15 protein-coding genes and 2 tRNA genes are annotated in these 21,724 nt (G+C 40.2%); 6 read left to right on the top strand and 11 right to left on the bottom strand.

The features are described 5' to 3' along the window. Positions 1-335: 335 nt before the first annotated feature. From WKF66_RS04185 to WKF66_RS04175, 3 genes are all read left to right on the top strand, one after another. A complete protein-coding gene (locus WKF66_RS04185) occupies positions 336-899 on the top strand; it encodes a hypothetical protein (RefSeq protein ID WP_489673149.1) in 564 nt (187 codons plus the stop codon). 1,123 nt (positions 900-2,022) lie between these two features. Continuing rightward, positions 2,023-2,098: transfer RNA gene (locus WKF66_RS04180), tRNA-Leu, on the top strand. A gap of 329 nt (positions 2,099-2,427) precedes the next feature. Continuing rightward, positions 2,428-2,967: a BLUF domain-containing protein gene (locus WKF66_RS04175; protein WP_489673148.1), complete on the top strand. Its 540-nt coding sequence runs from the start codon at positions 2,428-2,430 to the stop codon at positions 2,965-2,967. Positions 2,968-3,266: 299 nt separating this feature from the next. On the opposite strand, the gene WKF66_RS04170 is transcribed toward WKF66_RS04175, so the two are convergent. Continuing rightward, positions 3,267-3,899 (bottom strand): hypothetical protein, encoded by a 633-nt coding sequence (locus WKF66_RS04170; protein ID WP_489673147.1) that lies wholly within the window; start codon positions 3,897-3,899, stop codon positions 3,267-3,269. 203 nt (positions 3,900-4,102) lie between these two features. On the opposite strand from WKF66_RS04170, the gene WKF66_RS04165 reads away from it, so the two are divergent. The 3 genes from WKF66_RS04165 (at position 4,103) to WKF66_RS04155 (ending at position 5,970) form a co-directional block, all read left to right on the top strand. Then, complete coding sequence (locus WKF66_RS04165) at positions 4,103-4,735, top strand: DUF6266 family protein (RefSeq protein ID WP_489673146.1); 633 nt, start codon at positions 4,103-4,105, stop codon at positions 4,733-4,735. 478 nt (positions 4,736-5,213) lie between these two features. Beyond that, the gene (locus WKF66_RS04160) at positions 5,214-5,783 is read left to right on the top strand and encodes a hypothetical protein (RefSeq protein ID WP_489673145.1); all 570 of its coding nucleotides are present in this window, start codon (positions 5,214-5,216) and stop codon (positions 5,781-5,783) included. Between the two features lie 112 nt (positions 5,784-5,895). Then, positions 5,896-5,970: transfer RNA gene (locus tag WKF66_RS04155), tRNA-Val, on the top strand. Positions 5,971-6,053: 83 nt separating this feature from the next. Here WKF66_RS04155 and WKF66_RS04150 read toward each other — a convergent pair. The 10 genes from WKF66_RS04150 to WKF66_RS04105 are packed head-to-tail and all read right to left on the bottom strand — an operon-like array spanning position 6,054 to position 21,643. Continuing rightward, positions 6,054-7,289: an MFS transporter gene (locus WKF66_RS04150; protein WP_489673337.1), complete on the bottom strand. Its 1,236-nt coding sequence runs from the start codon at positions 7,287-7,289 to the stop codon at positions 6,054-6,056. Positions 7,290-7,314: 25 nt separating this feature from the next. Then, positions 7,315-7,878: a hypothetical protein gene (locus WKF66_RS04145; protein WP_489673144.1), complete on the bottom strand. Its 564-nt coding sequence runs from the start codon at positions 7,876-7,878 to the stop codon at positions 7,315-7,317. Between the two features lie 35 nt (positions 7,879-7,913). Further along, positions 7,914-9,365 carry a sialate O-acetylesterase gene (locus WKF66_RS04140; RefSeq protein ID WP_489673143.1) on the bottom strand — a complete coding sequence of 484 codons (1,452 nt, stop codon included), beginning with the start codon at positions 9,363-9,365 and terminating at the stop codon, positions 7,914-7,916. 2 nt (positions 9,366-9,367) lie between these two features. Further along, positions 9,368-11,167, bottom strand: coding sequence for an FAD-dependent oxidoreductase (locus WKF66_RS04135; protein WP_489673142.1), 1,800 nt, complete (start codon positions 11,165-11,167; stop codon positions 9,368-9,370). Further along, a complete protein-coding gene (locus WKF66_RS04130; protein ID WP_489673141.1) occupies positions 11,167-12,618 on the bottom strand; it encodes a glycosyl hydrolase family 28 protein in 1,452 nt (483 codons plus the stop codon). Before WKF66_RS04130 ends, WKF66_RS04135 begins: the two co-directional genes overlap by 1 nt. Continuing rightward, positions 12,608-14,614, bottom strand: a complete 2,007-nt coding sequence (locus tag WKF66_RS04125) for an FAD-dependent oxidoreductase (protein ID WP_489673140.1) — start codon at positions 14,612-14,614, stop codon at positions 12,608-12,610. The genes WKF66_RS04130 and WKF66_RS04125 overlap by 11 nt, the downstream gene beginning before the upstream one ends. A 6-nt stretch (positions 14,615-14,620) precedes the next feature. Beyond that, on the bottom strand, positions 14,621-16,198 hold the full coding sequence (locus tag WKF66_RS04120) for a hypothetical protein (RefSeq protein WP_489673139.1): 1,578 nt from the start codon (positions 16,196-16,198) through the stop codon (positions 14,621-14,623). Positions 16,199-16,209: 11 nt separating this feature from the next. Further along, the gene (locus WKF66_RS04115; protein ID WP_489673138.1) at positions 16,210-16,872 is read right to left on the bottom strand and encodes a fasciclin domain-containing protein; all 663 of its coding nucleotides are present in this window, start codon (positions 16,870-16,872) and stop codon (positions 16,210-16,212) included. Positions 16,873-16,889: 17 nt separating this feature from the next. Then, positions 16,890-18,401 carry a RagB/SusD family nutrient uptake outer membrane protein gene (locus WKF66_RS04110; RefSeq protein WP_489673137.1) on the bottom strand — a complete coding sequence of 504 codons (1,512 nt, stop codon included), beginning with the start codon at positions 18,399-18,401 and terminating at the stop codon, positions 16,890-16,892. 5 nt (positions 18,402-18,406) lie between these two features. Further along, entirely contained in the window at positions 18,407-21,643 is a 3,237-nt protein-coding gene (locus WKF66_RS04105; protein ID WP_489673136.1) for a SusC/RagA family TonB-linked outer membrane protein, read from the bottom strand. Positions 21,644-21,724: the final 81 nt, after the last annotated feature.

Here is a 21,724-nt window from a genome sequence, read left to right as displayed (position 1 = left end):
AATCAGTGTTACTATAAATACTCGTACTTACGGGATATAAACCCCATTTTTAATTTTAACTTGTTATAGGGCTTATTGTTTGATTTTTTTAAATTCAAACGGTAACTGCTTACCTATTATTGAGTTCTTGAAGTATCTTGCATGAAATGATATACGCAATGCTTTATAAATAGCTTCACCTTGATTTAGTCCTCTATTAGAGAAGGCAGTCATAATCTGTCTATAAAAGAATTGATTAATCCATGGGATGATACCATAAGGCAGCACACCATCAGTAATGATATAAGTAACAAAAAGGTAAACAGTGATGTTCCATTAATTATAGAGGAAATTCCATGGATGTAACTACAAAGACTTCAGAACTAGCAATACTGATTGCAAATCAATTTGAGCAAACTCGCTTAAAAGCGGAAGAAATTGATCCAGAGCTAGGCAGGCATAAGTTTATTATTGAACCTACAGATTCAAACGTTATAAGTATTCAAGTTCCAGAAGTAATACAGGTTGATCATTATACAGATCGTATATTTAGTATCGTGGACTCAATAATGGTTGAAGCGAAATATAAAGTAACTGAACCGATTAAAATCAAGATCTATGGACCTGATCGTATGCAGCTGGATGATCTTACATTGTATCCTACTTTCGATCAGAGTGTATCTATTAGAGAAGACGATATGGAAACAGAGGAACCTTTTGAAGTGGTAATCAAAGATCAGACATATTTAATAACGCCATTAGAAGACGAAACATTTGACGTCAATATTGGTGCAAGCAAATTAGGCAACATTCAACATAACATAGAACATGACAATGGACCTTGTTGGGTTACATCTGATTTGATACCTGAAGAGGATGTTGAATCAATCGGTAATGCAATTGAAATGAAAGAGTGCTAACATCAATAATGAGACGTTGACAATTCGACTTCTACCCAGAAGACCATACCTACGCCTATGGCGATAATGCAAGTGGTTGGATCAAAGATCGTATTTGCTGGATTTAACAAAAACCCTTGCCAAATTAATGACGGAATTCTTTATAGGTAAATAGACTATGGAAATCCATAAATCAAAGAGATTTTAAAAGATCTTCCAAATGTGAGTTTAATTAAAAAACTCCTTACTAATTTAATAGTAGGGAGTCTTAATTATTAAACTAACCAAATCAACAGGTAACCAACCTTGTTAAACGAATATAACCTATAGATTCTGATATCTACCATAAATAAGTATTCCTAATGGTTGTATTTCCTTTAATCGTAAACTTCAGAATAGAAATTTTTCATTTCAGACAATTAGAATAGCAAATGTAATAAGCCCTCAACATATCCATGCGAAGGGCTTATTTAACCAAATATAAAACAGTATTGCTTAAAAAATTTCATATGCAATTCACATAGCTAATCTAAGTAAAATTTACACTATTATAGTAGCAAATGGAATGTTTTTTACCTACCTTTAAGCCACCAAACGACTGAACTTATGAAGCTTACTACTAAATTGGATGCACTAATCCTGATCGGACTAGTCTGGCTTGTTTCTATATTGGTTTTTGCGATCATAAAGTATTGATTCCTTAAACCCTCTTATCTACAATACTAGATTTTCATCGAAATTCGATTTTGAAAAGCTGAATGCTTAGTTAACTTAGAATAAAGTCAGGAGTTATTACTAAGATATGTTTTTAGTAAAAGAAGGGCAACCATCAGATCGAAAACGATATACGAATTCACTTTGCAAAAATGATGCGCTTAGGTGCTTAAAATCGCTTTAATAAAAACTCCACACATTACTACATGGAGTTCATACCATTTGTTCAACTCCTTCCGAGTATGAAAATGTACACTAATTGTAATCGCATTAGAGCCTAATTAAAGATAAAATGATTACAATCACAAGTCTATGAAATTGGCTTGGTATAGTGTTAGTTCTTGTCCAAATTCAATTTAATAGTTCAAGTAAGGATAAATTCATAAACGAGGAAGCCTGTTAAAAACGCTGAGACGTTGATTAGAACCAAGGGTAGATTAGCTCAGCTGGTTCAGAGCACCTGCCATAAAAGCAGGGGTTCACTGGTTATAACCCAGTATCTCCCACTAAACGGACGCCTTTCAATGCAAATTGTAAGGCTTTTTTGCGTTTGAAGGCAATTCTGCGAGGATGAAGATTAGCTATTTCCTAATAATAACTAGGTGGGCATCTTCTCAAGGTTATGGGAGTTTGCTTGCCTTTGGTACTTACAAGGCACTCTAGCAAAGATGAAATTAACATGAAATTAGGGGATCAAATATAGCTGGAAATTCATGTTCACTTCATGTCCGACCCCCAACTTTGAATTAAGTAGACCATACTTAAACGTATCACCCTGAAAAAAATTATTTATCTAACCTCATTAAAAATCAATTCACCAATAGAAAATGAAATTATGCTTTATACTAAACTTTACATCAGTAACGCAGACAGAGCTTTCAATAATGATGAGCTAGAGGAATTAGTATCTGAATCTAGAACTTGGAACAGTCGTCATGGTATAACTGGCTTTTTAGCGTATGTTGAAGGGGTACTGGATGGGAAAATAAGATGCCAGTTTATTCAAGTGGTGGAGGGTTTGAAGAGCAATATCGAAGAAGTTTTTTCCAATATTAAGCATGATCCAAGGCACCGGGATATCTATGTAATAAAAGAAGGAATTATAAACACGAGGCAATTTGGTTCCTGGAACATGGGATTTGAGCGTCTAAATCTAAGCACCAATCCAGAGTTACAGCTTTTCTTTTCGATGGATCTGTTGATGTTATCTGTAACCGGGGATATTGACAACAACATTCTAATGCAGTTCATGAAAACGTTTTATGATCAAAAAGAACAGTCGGATAAGGATTTAGAAAATTTGAGTACGCTGAAACATTTTTCTTTTATGCGTAATGACCTTTCTCCATTAGGAAAAGAACTTATCCGGAAATAATGAAACATATCATAGTACCTGTGGAATATTTATACACCTATTTTTATCTTACTAAAACCAAAAGATATGAAGCTTACTAAAAAACTAGATGCCCTCATCTTTATCGGACTAATTTGGTTAGTTTCAGCAATAGTTTTTGGAATCTTGCAGCGCTAATTACAACCCATAGTTCTTCACTCCAGAAATAGAAGTACGTTTATAAATTATGATCTCAAAGTCACAGTAGTCGCCTTTATGAGCCCTTACATTCTAGTTCTGCCATCGGTGTATGGAGACTAACGGTGAATACTGAAGTCTAATTAAGATAGATCTAATTGGTTTTTTAAAGCGGTTTCAATTCTGACAAAATATTCATCTATATTAGTCTGCTGCTCATCGAATGCCTTAACATAATTAGGTATTCTATTCTTAAAATATTCAACATCTACATCTACAGGTGTATCATCTCGATTCACGAAAACTCCACCACCATCTGCTTTAGATATAATTGATAAACTATTTCCCCAATGATGAGCTGTTAAAGTCAAGGTTGAACATGACATTAGATATTCAGTAATTAAATCTTTTGTATCCTTGTCAACATAAAACGATGTCTTCATCAAAATATTCTTATTCCGTTCTTGAATTCCCTCTAAATAAATGTTCTTTTGTCCACGATCAATTGTACTATATTCATTGATGAATTGATAAGTCACCTTCTCAACAAAACTTTTGTTTTCGATTAGATGAGTAAATAGGTCATTAGTTCTCTCCCATTTTTGTCTTATATGCTCTGCTTGGTTTAGCTGATATACTAACGACTGCTTGCCATATTCTAACTTAGCTTTCTCTACACTTCTGCCTAGCCGAACAAATAATGCCACACACAGCAAAATTTGAGTTATTATAATTATCAGTACTTCTTTCGAAGCAAGAGAATCAACGTGTTCCATGATAATAAAGGTAACATCTTTTCTATATGTTCGGTTTTCGCTGTAGGTTGAACCGGCGTTGGTCCGGTGTTGAGCCGGGGTTGATCCGGCGTTGATCCGGCGTTGGTTCGTCCTAGGCCGGATCAATACCGCTTTAATACCTCACCAATAGCGCATTAACCAATAACTTTAATTATATTACAAAAAAGAAAATCATTTAAATTATGGGGAAATCGCCTTTAGGCGCCTTTGGCGCAACAACTGGAAAAATTGGTAAACTAGTTACTTACCTATTACGTGGTCAAATCGTCACACGAACAATCGGAAAAACTAAAAAGAAGCAGAGTATCTTACAACATGCATCAACTCTCCGTCTGACAACTGTGAATGCATTTTTAAAAACTATAAAAGGCTTAATCAATCTGGGATATAGGTTTGAGGCGGAAGGTTCGACAAGTAATCCCTATAATGTCGCTACCTCCTACAACATGAAAAATGCAATAGAGGGTCAGTATCCCAACTTCAAATTAGATTACAGCAAAGTGATGATAAGTGTTGGAGAATTAAAACCAGTTGTTAATCTTTCAGTCTTGAAGAATAGCCAATCTCTAACAGTAAGTTGGGCTTATGATTCACAGGCTGACTTCAGCGTTAGGAATGATAGAGCGATGATTCTGTTCGTATTTTCCAATTCCGAAGAACCAATTTATTTCCTTAGTGGATCTTTACGCTCGGAGGGAAATCAAATAGTTGATTTAGGTTCGAAAAGCCTGGATGGATCATGCCATGTTTACGTTTCCTTCCTTGCAGAAGATCGCGAAAGCGTTAGCGATAGCAAATACTTCTATCTTTCTTAATCGAAGAGTTTGTAACCATTGAATTTACTTCAGCATACACGCCCATTAAAGGGAAGGCAGTTTCTTTAGTCAACCTAAAAAAAGGTTCTGTAAACGCTTCCAAAAACGCACCTAAATAGTTAGTAGACTCATTGCTAGTAAAATCTACTAGCTGCCGAATCAAAAAGAACTGGTACCTGATGCTGGATACTATGGTCAATACGAAGTTGCTACAAAGGATAATGGAGTAGTTAGGAAGTGCTCCTTTGGAGATTTAAAGAACTTCATGCTTAATTACCGGCAGATTCCGGAGTTTAACTCCTATTTGGGAATAGTTAATATATTTAGAGAAATATCAGTTGAATATCTAGCAGAAATTGCAGCTTCAAAACCTAGATAATATTTGAATTCTCTAAAGCTACCCATGAATTAACAGCCGCACACTAAAAAAGTCTTTTGAATGGGACATCGGTAAATGTTTGTATATTGTCTTTCAACAATGGAATCTTATCATAGAACGGTACAGTCAAAAGGAATATTGATTTTGCTATTTTTATTTTGCTCCTGTGTCTCACTTAAGACACCGAAGCGCGACGACTTAGTTAGATTGAATGCGCCGATGGTCATTGGGAAGTATCCTATAAGCTCCGATAGAATTTTTAAAACACAGTTAGGTAACGACACTATAGTTACAGATACGATATGGGGGCATTTTACTGATTCAAACTTAAAGAACAGATCGAACTTATTACGGTCTACGCATATGGAGTTGCAGCTTGTGGACAATAAGCACCTAAAATCAATATTGTACAAAGGAGAAATCCCTTTAGAAACCGGCGTAATAAAAGGCCGGTTAAGGAAAGGCTATTTTAGAACTCACAATCTTTCAATGACCGGTGTACCGCCTTTTTATTGGACAATGGATTCCAGTAAGATGCAAATTGGCACCGGAAAAGATGGGCAGCTATACATTGATAGCGCAAACGAGACGAGTGGTAGTATACTAATTATCGGAGCCTCAACGGGAGGATTTACAACAAGTCGTGTTGTTCCAGCGTTGACACAATAGACTTTCATTGTTGTATCCGATTCATTACTTCAAGGATATCATTGTAGGATTGATTCGATATACGTAAGTTTGCAGCATAACGAAAGTCTTCAATCTTTGAATCGAGTTTTTTGGGAGTTTAGCTCAGTTGGTTTAGAGCACTACCTCGACAAGGTAGGGGTCGCTGGTTCGAGCCCAGTAACTCCCACAATCATTAAGCCCCTCAGTGAACACTGAGAGGCTTTTTTTCTTTAAACTGGACCTTTCGGTAAGTGGCCAGGCCTACTGGCCCTACTCGACATAGTCAAGGTCTTTTGAGAAAGTTTCCTTCATGTAACTTAGAGACCAAAAGGCAAGACCCAAACATAAAATGGCTAAAATTATCCCTGCGTAAATTATTGAACCATTAAAGAATCCCCTTGCATATTGAAAGAAAATTGTTAGCGGAACCACAGCACCACGTACAAAATTGGGTGCGGTGGTGGTTACGGTAGCTCGGATATTTGTTCCAAACTGTTCAGCAGCTATGGTCATAAATATTACCCAATAGCCCACAGAGAAACCCAGGAACAGGCAGATCAGGTAAAATGTGGTCAAGCCCATATTTTCAATAAAGAAAAAGCATGATATACTTATAGCAGAAAGGGTAAGAAACGTGTAAACAACTTTTACTCTACTTTTTAAAATCTGGCTCAGAACACCACTTGCGATATCTCCCAACACCAATCCACCGTAACAACATGCAACTGCTGCACCCGCATCGATATCGCCCGAAACGCCTAATACGCGACCAAATTCTGGAGACAAAGTGATAAGTATCCCTACTACGAACCAAAGGGGAATGCCAATCAAAATACACCGTAAGTACTTTAAAAACTGACTCCGAGAACTAAATAGCGAAAAGAAATTTCCTCTCTCTGCGTTCTTGTCTAACGTTTTTCCAAACATTCCTGATTCTGAAACACCAATTCGTAGGAAAAGCAAGGATAGCCCGAGACCGCCGCCAATGAAATAGCTAACCTGCCAGGTAAAATACTGGGCTATAAAATAAGCCACAACGGCGCCGCTCACACCAACGGCAGCAACAACAGTAGTTGCATAACCCCGCTTTTCCTTTGGCATAATCTCCGCAACCAAGGTAATGCCTGCACCAAGTTCTCCAGCTAAGCCAAAACCGGCCACAAATCTCCAAAACGAATAGCTTTCCATGCTGGTAACCAAGCCATTCGCTATATTGGCAATAGAGTATAAAAAGATCGAGCCAAATAGTACCGACAATCTTCCTTTTTTATCTCCCAGGATACCCCAGAATACTCCGCCAATCAACATCCCAACCATCTGGATGTTCAGGAGAAAAATCCCATTTGAAGTGAGCTCTTCGCCTGAAAAGCCTAGAGATCTCAGACTGGGCAATCGCACTATGCTGAACAATAATAAATCATAGATATCAACAAAGTATCCAAGAGACGCCACAATTACTGCGGCGTTTAAAATCCTGGTCTGTTTTGGGCTTTCTGCTGTTCTTATCACGCTCTGATTTTTGTTAATACGATTATTTATCCTTTGCCACTATAGCAACGTCATCTATACGGAACACCACAAAATCTCCTGTCTGCCTAAACCTGACAGATAAATTATCCGCCTTTGGTATTGGTGCCGTTTCTCTGTAATTCCAAACCAGACCAGTACCCTCTCCAGTAGGCAAGGGTTTGTATTTAGTGCCTGTCCATGTTTTACCTCCGTCTGTGCTATATTCTACTGCCATTTCAGAACCATTTGAACTATTTGGCCCCTTCAATATGCCAAAGCCTATTACGGGCATCTCAATACTGCTGGTGTTAATACCGCTGACTATCAAATGTGTCCCTGCTACATTTGCAAAGCGAAGGTTCGCCCCACCTGATGCGCCTGTATAAGTTCCGTCAGACGATCCCTGCTGTTGCAGTTCTGCGTTTCCGGAGAATGTTAATTTCCCACTGTTAGAAAAACCTTTAGCGGATTGATGGTCAGCAATTTTCGTATTTGCACTTACCTTTCCAAAAGTTTCTGTAAAAACCTGGGCTCTTGCCGTTAATAACGCAGACACCAATGCCGCGGATAGAATCACTTTTTTCATAATGTTTATAATTTGGTTAATTGCTATTATTTAGATCATTTTTTATTTACCGTAATTCCTGGCCAGTCGTCTGTTCGAAAAGGCGATGCGGGCAAACCGGCTTCGTTTACTAAATTACAAACTGGATTATTTGCCCATGCATAACGACCAGCCACTGGAACTTTTACATCCTTTGAAGAAACAACAACACGATTACCCACGATTTTAGCTGTTGCCCAGTAGAACTTTTTATCGGCCCCTGCAATCGCAAAACCAGTTAACACATTTCCATCACTAATTTTTAAAGCAGACCCTGAAGGCTTGAAATTGATGATCATCTTTCCATCGTCAATCTTATATGAATTATAGATCGGCCCCTCATCAATCACTTTCTCCTTGTAAACTTTCTTTAGCGCAATCAAAGCGAGCCTGTTACCCACATCCTGTTTGTTTTTCGGGTGGATATCGCCTGTCTCACCAATATCAATCGCAACCGCCATTCCAGTGTGAGCCAAACTTTGCGCCATAGCCTGCGCTTCCCTCAACTCCGCCCATGTGGACTCCCCGGGGTTGGGATTTATCGCCTGGAAATTCGCCAACTGTACATATAGAAATGGCAAGTTTGGCCTATTAAACTTGGTTCGCCAATCTTTAATCAGCAAAGGAAATAGTTCACGATATTGATAAGCCCTTGAATTATTGCTCTCTCCCTGGTACCAGATCACCCCCTTAATCGCTACAGGAAGAAATGGATTAATCATTCCATTGAACAATAATGTAGGCTTATTTGGATTGCTTAGTTTCGCCGTTGCTGGTATATTCTGGATTTTAGCCACGGTATCGGTAAATACATCAACTTTAGCAATTGCTTCAGAACTCGTCCATGCTTCTATAACGGTACCGCCCCAGGTGGCATCAATTAGGCCGATAGCGACTTTTTTATCTTTAATGATCCTTCTTGCGAAAAAATAAGCAGCTGCAGAAAAATCTGATATAGTTGAAGGCGAGCATTCCTGCCAGCCCATGGTATTAGATTTAAAATCTTGTTGCGGCTGACTATTAATGGTTTTCTTCACCTTCAAAATTCTAATGTTTGGGTAGTTAGCATTGGCAATTTCTTTTTCATAGTCCTTAATCTTTCCCCAGCTCCCTAAAGGCATCTCCATGTTAGATTGACCAGAACATAACCAAACTTCTCCAACCATCACATTTTTCAAAACCAATAACTCCCCATCATTCAATGAAATTTGGTATGGTCCTCCCGCAGCTGGAGTTTTGAGGTTTAACTTCCAATTACCATTCGCATCGATGATCGCAGTATAGGCCTTATTGTTCCAGGATGGGGTAATGGTGATCGTTTTTCCAGCGGCTGCTTTGCCCCAAAAAGTTGTTTCATCTTTTTGCTGCAGCACCATGTTATCTGTAATCACCTCAGGCAGTATAATAAAGGCCTTTGCATGGAGGGTACAAAACAGGGCAATTACTAAAATGTAGGATATTTTCTTCATAATTATAAACGATTTCGTTCCATTTGCTTGTTGTAAATCTGTTTCAACACCGCTCTTCGTGTTGACGCCTTAACATTTAAGGGTAATTTGAGTCCTGATAACTGTTCCCATTTGGAAACGGTCTCCGTGTCGATAGTATCGTCAAGTTTTGCCTTGAAACCAGGCAGATAACCGTTTAAGCCCAATAGTTGGCTCATGGCAAAATCAGGGTCCTTAATGCTTACATCTTCGAAATAGATAAGTGTTGCCTTTTGTTGCAATAGTATCTTTTGGACTTCCAAAATGGGCACGTCTTTTGCCGCTACGTTGTCTCTTTGCATTAATGCCGCAGTAACACCAGCCGCCTGGCCAAGGGCCATCCAACATGGTTCCATGCGTAAAGTCGAAAACCCAATGTGTGTGCCCGAAACCGGAACAGGGCATAGAACATTCTTTATTTTATCAGCGTACATCACTTCTAAGGGCATGGTATAAGGCTTGGTTTTATAGCTTAAGAACCCCTCTAATACTGGTTTGCCTTCTTCTCTTTTTAAAGTCGCATGTGAGTCAAGTGAGTAGTGCCCAGCCGATATACTTCGTTTATAAATCGGTGGCCGTTCCTCTCCTTTAACCGGCAAAGCATCATTTGCGGTAAATATATGTCTGCCGATTATCCTTCTCCCTTCGCGAACGTAAACTTGTCTTGGGAAATTTCCATTGTCTTTATACTCATCATTTGCCAAACCCCATTCGTTCACTCTGGCTCTAAAATCTGCTGGTAACGCTTTGTCATTAGCTGCAAAATATAGAAGTCCTTGTATATATGACCTTAATCTTAGGGCGAAATCATCTCTCCATGCCCAATCTGCTTTCGGCCATCTATAGTTTTCTTCAGGTAAATCGGTGGAGATCAAAGCTGCATGTTGGTTATTTGCATCAACCTTCCCATTGGGGATCACAACACTATTTACAATCACATCAATTCCGGTCTTCATCGCACCAACTGCCTGTTGTCTATTTTCTGAAATATCAGCAATCAAAGAAACATACTCACTTCTATCGTACTTCACTGGCTTAAGAAACGGAACTTTCTTAACAGCGAGCTTCGTTAAGTTTACCCTATAATTGTATGCCTGAATAGCGGTATCAGCCTCGTGTGTAGTTAAGCTGTCTATTACAGGGCCATCCCAAAATTTGTAAATCTTACCAGCGCCAATCTCATTGTACTGCCTCTTGCCTTCCCTTCCAACGCTAAAAGGTATTCCCGCTGCTGCTGCCAGATCTCCTTCATAAGTACCATCAATAAATACCGCCGCAGTATACTGCTCAATTTTTTTACTATCACGGTTGGTCACCCTAATCGATTTTACTACCGCACGTTCCACGACGATGTTTTCCCCCGAAGCATCAAACTGCCGACGTTTCAAGACCGTAATATTCGGTTGTTCGCCAATCATCGCTAAGAAAACTTTTTCCGCTACCGATGGCTCAAAATGATAACCGTCGCTACTGTCCTTTACTTGCTGAGAACCCTCTCCATACGTTTGGACATAATAAGCCTTGATCCTCTGCACAAATTCTAAGAAAAGTCCTGTCGTCGCTCCCCGGGTATCAATATCTGTGGCACCCAATCCGTTCGCGGGTAATCCTCCAATGTGATTGGTGCGTTCTAATACCAGTACCTTTTTGCCCAGCTTAGCAGCAGCAATTGCCGAAGTTATGCCCCCCGGATTTGCACCAACCACAATTACATCAAACTTCTTTTGCGAATATGCGGTTAAAATGAAGAGTGTCAATAAAAAAACCAGTATTGTCTTTCTCATTACTTAAAGTTTACGTTACTTACAAATTCGTTCTTCTTAACCTGGTCGGCAGTTAACTTTTTGCCGTTCATGAAAATACTTCTAAAATCTACCTTGTTAACCATATTCGACTTCCCATACCCCAGCAGTTCAATGGAAACAGGGCTCCCTTTTACCGTGATATTCTTAAAACTAACATTATCAATATGCCCCCTATGCTCATCTGTCGTCCATACGTCTTTATTGATCCAAAGGGAAATGAACTTTTTAGATTCCTCAATTCGAAGGTTTTCAAAGCGGATGTTGCTCACATATCCACCGTCGCAATGGTACACACGTAAAGACCATTCTCTACCCTGATCATGGATAACATCGCAATCAGTAAACAATACATCATGAATGTTCTCATTTATTTCAGCTCCCAGACTTAACGCATGGGCCACTTCATTCCACAAAACACAACCGCGGACAGTAATATTGTTAGTATCCCCTTTACTTTTTAAAGATTTGATCACTACCAGGTCATCTAGTGTTCTAATAAAGCATTTCTCCACTAAGACATCAGTGCTGTTGCATATATCAACGCCATCTGAGTTGGCACGGTAACCGAGTAACTTAATATTGTCGATATGCACTTTCGCCGATTGTCTGACAGGCAATGTCCACAAGCTGGCATCACGCAAAATGATTCCTTCTATACTGATGTTCTCGCCTTGGACCATGATCATGTTGCGGGAATGTGTCGGACAAGCACTGGCATCAATGATTCCTCTACCCCTAACTTTTATATTTTTTCCCATCAGAGTAATGGATGGCGGGTACGGTTTGTTTTTTAACCCACTCGTAGGTACAGTAGATGCTTTTTCGTTTTCGCCAATCACAGTTCTTAAAATCGCTCCTCCAGCTAAATACAAAGTTTGATTGTCTTTAACCACCAACCTGCTTACTTCATGAATGCCCGGTCCGTAAAAAATCACGTTCGGATCATTCGCATTTGGCTTATCTTTCTCAATCGGATTGGCAAAAAGGTGTAACGACTGAATAATTTCACCGTTAACTTCCACAGTAACTTGCTGCCCGGCTTTAATAGCAAAGCTGATCAACCCATCTTTTATAATTGGATTGATCTGATAAGAACTCGGAAGAATTTTAACGGTTTTAATTGCAACCGCCGCTTTAACAGTGATCATTGTACTACCTGATAGATCGAAATAGCTAAATGCAGCCTCTTCAAAAAACTTAGCAGAGTTTACCTTGTCATCCATTGCTTTATAACGCAGCTTTCTGTCGGACGATGCTACTTTTGCAATGTATACAGGCACCTCTTTACCATCAGCGGTTACCGTATAGGCATTACTTAGCGTTTCCCCTTTAGGGGCTGCATATATGATAACATTTGATTTTAAGTTTAAACCTAACCCAGCCAGTATAGCTAAGCAAAGGGCAACAACTAGTATTGGTCTATTTCTCATTGATCTTAGTTTCTACTTTATTAAATCTTAAACCATCGGCTACCACAATGCCGCCAGTACCTTTATTGGAGAGTACCACTTTCGGTTTTTTGTCAATGGAGAACTTGAATTTTCCTAAAGAGTGCCAATAGTTTTTAGGGGCTTTCTTGCTCATATCAACCAATACCATTTGCTCGCCTTTATCACTATTGATCATGACCCTTGCATTTTTACTTCGGTTATTATCCGCAGAATACAGTATTTGCACCTCATAATCTCCATCCTCTGGTAATTTGGGATGATAAGTCGCAGACGCAGTTTCGGTTGCAGACTGGCTTGCAAACTGGTAATTGTACATTAAAAATGGGGCAGAACTTATAGAATGTAGCCAGTCGCCTTTTATGACTGCATCAGTATCATCCATCACGTAGCCAGTACTATCTTTACCTAAAAAGAAACCTGGCTTGGTATCAAACTTTAAGATCTGTTTCTGGGCAATTAGTTTTGCTCTCAATTGACTAATATCAACATCCTGAACAGTAGATTTCGCTTTAATCGCCAAAGCAGCAGCAACACCAGCGGCATGCCCTGTCATCATGAAAACAGGCTCCATTCTCAAGGATCCATAAATAGTGTGAGAGGCTGATAAACAAATGGTGACAAAAAGATTCTCGCAATCCGCAGCTTTCGGGATGATGGCATTATAGGAAATTTCGTAAGGTCTGAAGGGCGCATGTTCCATTTCTCCTTCTTGCACCAGTTCCCCTTTAGCGGTTATTAACTGTTGTATGGTATGGCAATCCATAAAGTAAGAGCCAACAGCGATTCCATCCTTCTTCGTGATATGATCCCAGGCATCCTGCTGTTTCATTACGTAGTTGCCCAACATTCTCCTGCCTTCTCTAACATAGAGTAAGTATGGCCAATGGTTGTTATCTGAAAATTCATCTTTTGAATAACCGTAACGTTGGGTATCTTTCCTTAATGCTGCAGGCACATTAACATCGTTTGCTAAGAAATAGAGATAGCCCTGTTCATATTCTTTATGATAGTTCTCTATAGAAGCGCGTTCTTCATAACTTCCATCTGGATATTTCCAGGAGGCATTTACCAGGTCCAAATGGTTAATATCCGTTTTATCATTGGGCATTGGATAAACGGTCGTCACCTTATCAAACTTCGTTAATTTGTCTCTAAGAATTTTGTTTAACAGATCCCGATAGCGCTCTGGTTTATAGTTTCTAGGCTTATAAAAAGGAACCCGGTTTTGGGGATCCGTAGCTAAGGATAATCGGTAGGTATAGGCCTGGACCTTCCCATCTGCTGCACCAAGTGCCTCTTTCTCGCTGAAGATATAATCCATTGGAAAAGCTGCACTTAATTTCTTTATTTCAGTTAGTCGTGCAGCGCTTAATGGCTTGGTTACGGTATACTGCTGTATACCTGCTGAGGACTCCTGGTATTCGTCCTTGCTTTCTCGACCTACGCGATATGGAACTTTGCCCCAGGCCATCAGATCGCCTTCGTAAGTAGCATCGATAAACATCTTCGCACGGTAACGGTCCCCGCCTTCCAAAACGACTTGCTGAATTCTATTACCGCTTTTCTCAACCCCGGTTTTCTCCCGTAGCTTGGCCTGATAAACAACTGTTACACCAGCCTCCTTTATCATTTGCAGGTATACTTTTTCTGCAACAGAACTTTCCATTTCTGTACAAAACCTTTTCATACCGTAAGCTGTTCCTACACGTTTCAAAAACTCCATTGTATACCCACCAACAGTTTCGGGATTACCAATATCGACATGGCCTAAGCCACTGGTCGTTAATCCCCCCAAATGCTTTGTTGGTTCTAAAACCGCTACTTTTAACCCTTCTTTGGCCGCCGCATATGCAGCTATCACGCCAGAAGATGTTCCACCGTAAATAATCAGATCATAGTCGTTTATTGGTTTTGAACGCTTGAAGGCGGTCAAAACCAATATCAGACAACAAAAAACATAAAATACTTTCCTCATTACTACTTATTGCTGTACAACCTTAAATGATACCACATAAAAACCTTTGGTAGTATTTGCAGGATCCACTGTAAACGACTCAATGCGCATCATACCAATCTTAGCACCGTTAGTTGAAGTTGCAGCTGTCTGAAAGAAGGCCACTTCTCCTGCGGTATAATTTGCAAAATCTGCGGTCACCTGTGCGCTGTTCAGGTAAGTCTGCACTGCCGCTGCTTTCAAATCAGTGGAGGTTACATTATCAAATGTAAATGCAAAGGAACCTGGTGTAAACTTCTTGATCTTGGTCGCATTTCTAGGTACTCCTGTCCAGTTCTCCATCAGCGGAATACCTTTTGCTGGATCGCCCGACCATGCTTCTCCCGGCCTGTTCGTTGTGGCCTGATACAAACGGACCGCACCGCCAAAGAAGTAGAAATACATATCGATATTTGGCCTGTTTGTATAGAATGTGGCCAGATCATAAGTCTTCATATCTTTCACAGAATAGAAACTAAATACACCTGGATAAGCCGGATCAGCAACCTTTGAGTAAAACTGTGAACCAATCCTGGCGTTTGGATTGTAACTTAAATCGATAACACTTTGAATATCTACCGTTGTCGTTCTTCCCAACTGGTCAAATGCGCTGATTCGTATCCCTGTTGTAGAAGCGGTAAATGGAGGCAGAGCTGCAGAGAAGGCGACCTCTTTCTCTGAAGTATAGGTTTTTGATACTGAAGTTAACTCTGTAACCACATTTTTCTCGACCTTGTAAACCCTGATGGCATTAATACCGATACCTGATGTAGCGGTAAACGTTAAGGTTCTTGAAGTGTTGCTTGCCGTCACAATAGGATCAAGTGTTGTGGTTCCTGATGCTTTTAATACTGGCGCTGGAATAGAGATATACCGGATGGGCAGAGTTTCGATCTTAATTTTACCATAAGAATCTGTAACCGAAACCTGTAAGGCATTATCGCCAGCTTTATACAAAATCTCCTGATCAAAATCATAAGTAAGGCTTGCTACCCCTAGTGGAGGATCTAATGGGACTGGGGTCGTTCCAGAAGCCGAAAACAAGTTAACCTCTACCTTAACTATAGTCGATGCGCCAACTACAGAAAATTTAGTTCTGGGAATGACGATTGCACCTGAATTTTCATCAATTAGAATTTCAGGCACAGGAAAAGTAATCACAGGCGCTGCCAGGTATTTGATTACACTGATAGGAATAACTTTCTCTGTAGTCCGATCCGCCATGTCTGTGGCAATGACCTTAAACGACTGAACCGTTTCATCCCAAAGTGGAAGTTCCTTTACCGAATACTGTTTATTGTCGTAAAAGGTAGTTACCTCTTTATAATCAGTTTCAACGCCAGCCTTTACAATTTTCATTTTTACGGATTTCAGTCCAGCTTCCGCAAAAACCACACAGACTAACGGTACATTATCTGCTTTATTTAAGTCTGGTTGCACGACCTCCAAAATCGCTTTGATCTCCGGCGGTTTGGTACTGGAATAATCCATTTCTTCATTCTTGCTACAGCCTGATCCCATGATCAGGAAAGCGGCTATGATGGCCAGGTATTGTTTGATTTTCATCTCTAGGTATATTAAAATACTGGAATATAGTTTGCATCACGCTTATAGTAAGCAAAGCCTGGAAATACATGAATGGCGCCATTTGTCGGCAAAATATTAGAGGTAACCGAACTTATGCTCGCACTCACAAAATTACTCGGCCTTAGGTTTACAATAATGTTTCCATTGGTAATAGGTGACCCTACTGAATTAGCAGATGATTTATTTACTTTAATGGTCAACAATCCATCTTCTCCCGCCAATAAAGTCTTGACATAAATCGGCTCTGTAGGAAGTTTCTTATCATACGCATGATAATCACCTTCAATCACATGGTACTGCAAAAGCTTCTTCACTTTTTCCACATCAATATTTTTTATAGAACTAAAACCGTATTTGGTGATGAACGCAGTCATGCCCACATTGTTAATCAGCAAATAGGTATACTTGGATTCTGTTTGTTCATAGACACTCTTCATCCCGGCATATTCAATAGCTTCAGACATTAAAGAAAAAACATCTGGTCTGGACTCCATATATTTCCAGGTCGTCATGTTAACATGTGGGTCTATAGCCTGACCTTCGTAGTCGTAACTTTTTTGTAAGGCAAGCTTCTCGCAGCTGGCAAAGCCGAGTAGGCAAAGAACCGAAAGTATAGACAGCAAGCTTCTAAGGGTAATTATATTCTTTTTCATTTGACTAGCGTTTAAATTTAGTAACCAGGGTTTTGTACCAGGTTCGGATTCTGATTGATTAAACTCTGATGAATGGGAAACAGGGTTTGATTAACATTGCTCATCCCATTAATTGGTTGCATCACGGCTACTGCTTTTTTGGTCCTAACCAAATCAAACCAGCGCTTGCCCTCACCCACCAGTTCTATCTGGCGTTCGTTCAACACATAATCTACCACTTGCGCTCTTGAGGAAAAGGTACTTAAAGCTCTCGTACTAGCCGCAACACCTGCTCTTGTTCTCACTGTAGTACGGATAATATCCAAAGCTTCCTGCCATTTGTCCAATCTTGCTTTTGCTTCCGCCTGCATCAGCAATACGTCTGTAAAACGATAAACCGGATAAGCCATCTGGCAATTAATAAAGTTCTGATAGGGCAAAGCGGTGCCGTTTGCAATGTACTTATGGACCTGAAAAGTTGTTGTACCACCGCCCGATGGCGCCAGGTAATTGTCGTAACGGTTATCGCTAGGCGTAGCTGCTTTTGCCGCAGTAAATATGGCCTGTAATTTTGGCGAAAGCACCACAGTAGAACCTTGTCCGGAACCACTTCCTAACAATAACCAGATCAAACTATAGTTATTTAATCCTGCCTCAGAAACGTTCTGGTGAATGACATAGATCATTTCATTTGTACCCGGACCGTATTCATCTTTGGTAGGGTCATTATCATTAACCTTATTGTTCAAGTCATCAACAAATTGCTTTTTCATCAATGACATATCTGGCTGGAAGTTGGTATTGGTTACGTTTGAACGCAGTTTATCTATCGTCTTATCAGCGCTGTCATAATCCTCCATCCACATATAAACATCAGCCTGGATGGCGTAAATGGCCTGACGGGATATGCGCTTGCGTTCCAGATTACCTGGATTTATCAATTGCTCAGCAGTTTTCAGATCTGCCATAACCACATCTCTCAATACGGTACTCATAGCGGTTCTTGCTCTAAACTCTCCTTTATCAATATTATCTATTGGCTCAAGATATACCGGAACATCGCCCCAAACCCTGGCAGCATAGAAATAACTTAAAGCACGCATGGCATAAGCTTGGGCTAAATAATCATTTTTCAACACAGCGTCCGTAATGTCCGCATTAGGAATATTCTTTATGGCGAAATTTGCGTTACTGATTACTTTATAAAGTGTATTCCAGTTGGAGCTAGCCATATCAGTCGTCAGCTGATTTAATATCAACTTACCATTCTCTGTCGGCTGCTCACTAAACAATACAAAGTTATCTGAGCGCATTTCTCCCCAGGAGAAATAATTGGCATTTAACGCTGTACGAAATGAGGAATAGATTTCGGCAATGCCTGAATTCACATCCCGTTGGTTCTGCCACATCTTTTGTTCTGGTATCTCACTTATCGGGTCCACCTCCAAAAACTTCTTGCAAGATGTTGCTGCAATGGTTACCACCAACAGTAAAAGGTAAACCAATCTGCTATTTAAGTTTTTCATCTTATTTTCTTTATCTAATTTCATGAGTATTAAAAATTAACATTTAACCCCAAACCAAATTCTCTTTTTCTCGGATAACGATTAATATCCATTCCAATTCCTAAGGCACTGTAGGACGAAAATTCTGGGTCATAACCTGAATATCCGGTAAACGTAAAGGCATTGTTAACGTAGCTATAAATGTTCACCCCTCTTAGCTTAGCTTTTGATGTCCATTTCGCGGGCAAAAGGTAGCTCAGCCTGACGTTACGGATCTTTAGGTACGTGGCATCTTCCATATAAAATGAACTCACATTACGAGCGTTCTGGAAACGGTCAGAGTATGGACGGGCATAATCAACCGCATCACCCTGCTGGATCCAGAAATTATTCTGGAAATCGAAAGAGGGAACGGTAGACAATCCGTTCATACTACCCTGCACCAGATTATACTTCGCTGCATTGTAAATCTCGCCGCCTATAGAGAAATAGGAAGCCACAAATAATGTGAAACCTTTGTGGCGGATATTGAAATTAAAACCACCGGTGAAGTCAGGTTGTGCATTGCCCAACACCATTCTATCTTTATCCGTAATTATTCCATTCGCGTCAAGGTCTCCGTTCTCCCAGTTCACATCCCCACCTCTAAATGGCGTACCGTCAGCCAGCTTCTTCTGGTTAACCGTCCCCGTGTAGTTTGCGCCACCTAAAGTATAATTAACCAATACATATTTCCCGTTTGCATCTTTCAACATTTGCCCGCTCGCATCCGTTTGAAATACAGGGGTCAGTTGTTCCCAGTTGCTACTAAAAGCATTTGATTGGTCGTAAGCAAAGATCCCCTGAGAGCGGTAGCCATAGAAGTCGCCTATAGGCTTACCCTCTGAAATCCACCAGGTATCGTTAAAGAGATATGGAATTCCTCCAGCGATCTCATTGATTCTATTCCTGTTGAAGGAAACGTTTATTCCCAGGTTGATAGTGGTGTTTTTTGTCTTAGCGACATCGCCTACCAAACCTATCTCTAAACCCTTATTGACAATAGAGCCAATGTTTTTTCGTACGGTATTAAACCCCCATTCCTTTGGTATCTCGTAAGCGGCAAGCAGATTACTGGTCGATTTATTATAAAGATCGACTGTTAACTGAAACCTGTTATTGGCGAAAGCCACATCAAGACCTAAGTTAGATTGAGCAGTTTGCTCCCAGCCTAGATTGTCTACAGCAATACGCGCAGCAGTTACTCCCGCCACCCCATCGTAAATACCGCCAGTGCCATAAGATAGAATGGATTCATAATCCCCTATACTTTCGTTTCCGGTTACCCCGTAACTCAGTCGCAATTTCGCATCACTTATCGTTAGCTTTTTGGTCCATTGCATAAAGGACTCATCAGAGAAGCGCCATGCCGCGGATGCAGACGGGAAATACCCTATTTTTTTGTCTTTCGCAAACCTGGAGGAACCGTCTGCTCTCAAGTTAGCAGTAAATAAGTACCTCGATTTGTAGTTATAAGTGAACCTTGAAAATAAGGAAGCCAAGGTGTGTGCAGACGCTGTAGTTCCGGTTCTCGTTAAATCAAAATTAGCCGCAAATGCATTCTGTGTGTAGATAGCATCAGTGGCCGAATTTCTGCCGCTATATCCATCTATCTCCGTGCGCCAACCCTGCGCACTTACGCCGAGCAAACCACCGAAATTATGCACATTATCAATGGATTTAGTGTAGTTCAAGTAATTCTCGTTCAACCAATTCCAATTCATTGTACTGGTATGAGAACCGAAATTGTTCAGATAACCATCGCTTAATAACGTCGGTCGCATAAAGTTGTACCGGTTCAACGCAATTACACCATTTATATTAGTGGTAAACTTCAAGTCTTTAGTGATCTTGTATTCTGCCATCTGATAGAAAGAGGCATTATAGATGTCGGAAAAATTAGTCTGCAGGTTCAACGCCAGCGGACTGTTCCCCCATAGGGTTCCAATAATGGAGTTATCCGGATAGTATAAAGATAGATTTGGCTTCCTGGCTAATAAGGAATTCAGAAATCCACCTTCATCAATCCCTTTCTTCTTGCCATAGCTCACATTAAATCGTGAACCTAGTGTCAACCTATCATTAGGGATATAATCAGCATTAACGCGGGAGGTGATGCGATCATAAGACGTGTTGGTAATAATTCCCTTTTCACCCAGGTAACCGCCACCAATAAAGTATTTTAATTTATCCGAACCGCCACCTACACTCATATCCAATTGGTTTTTATGAGCCGGATTGAAAGCAATATCCTGATAATCATTATCGGCATTCAACAGAAAGTTTAATGAATCTGCCATTTGAGAAGCCAGCACATTCTGTACAGCCGTAGGCACCAATAACCGACCTTCACCTTGTATGTATCTCGACAAGTCTCTTTGCATATTTCTATACTGTGGTGTATTCATCTGCGGCATGGTATGCGTGAGTTCATTTAGAGAATGAAGATAACGTACCTCAATCACCGGTGCCTTTGCACTACCTTTCTTAGTAGTGATAATAATTACACCGTTGGCCGATCTAGAACCGTAGATCGCGGCAGACGCAGCATCTTTTAAGATCTCCATCGACGCAATATCATAGGGATTGATCGCATCCACATTTGTGGTTGGAACACCATCAACTACCCAAAGCGGACCAATACCATCATTGTTCATGGTGGAGGTTCCACGGATCACTACCGAAGCACTTTCTCCCGGCTGACCTGAACCTGAGGTTACCTGTACACCCGGTGCTAAACCTTGAAGTGCTTCATACACATTTGTTGGGGTACGTTTCTCGATGTCTTCAGCAGTTACCGAAACAATAGCCCCTGTGATGTCGCGTTTCCTTGCAGAACCATATCCTACAACTACCACGTCTTTAAGTTCATTCGTGACGCTTACCATTGTGATGTTAAGTAGTTTTAAGGTACCTACAACACGGTCTACGTTTTGGAAACCTAAATACGAAAAGGTTAAGATATCTGTTGGCGCCGTAACTCCAATCTTATAAACTCCATTTTGATCTGTGATGACAGTAATATTGGATTTTTTGTTTTTTACGGTGGCTCCTGGAATCGTTACCCCATCTCCGGAAACCGTCCCGGTGATCGTGTACAACACCGCCGCTTCCTTCTTAGGAGGCGTTGGATCTGTTTTAGGAACTTGGGCCTGGATAGTGCTTGCCGTTAAGCTGCAAGTTAAGATAAGGCAGAGTGCCCTCTTCTTATCGACACCCCTTAAAAGGAATGTAAAGATTTTACTCATATTATATCTGGTTAGTTATTAATCAAATCTCAAGCTGTTTACCGGCTGACATTCACAAAGCAATTTTACAAAAGAGCCGTT

It is taken from the genome of Pedobacter sp., from assembly GCF_037719805.1.
Lineage (GTDB): Bacteria > Bacteroidota > Bacteroidia > Sphingobacteriales > Sphingobacteriaceae > Pedobacter.
This window is presented reverse-complemented; position numbering and strand designations above follow the sequence as displayed.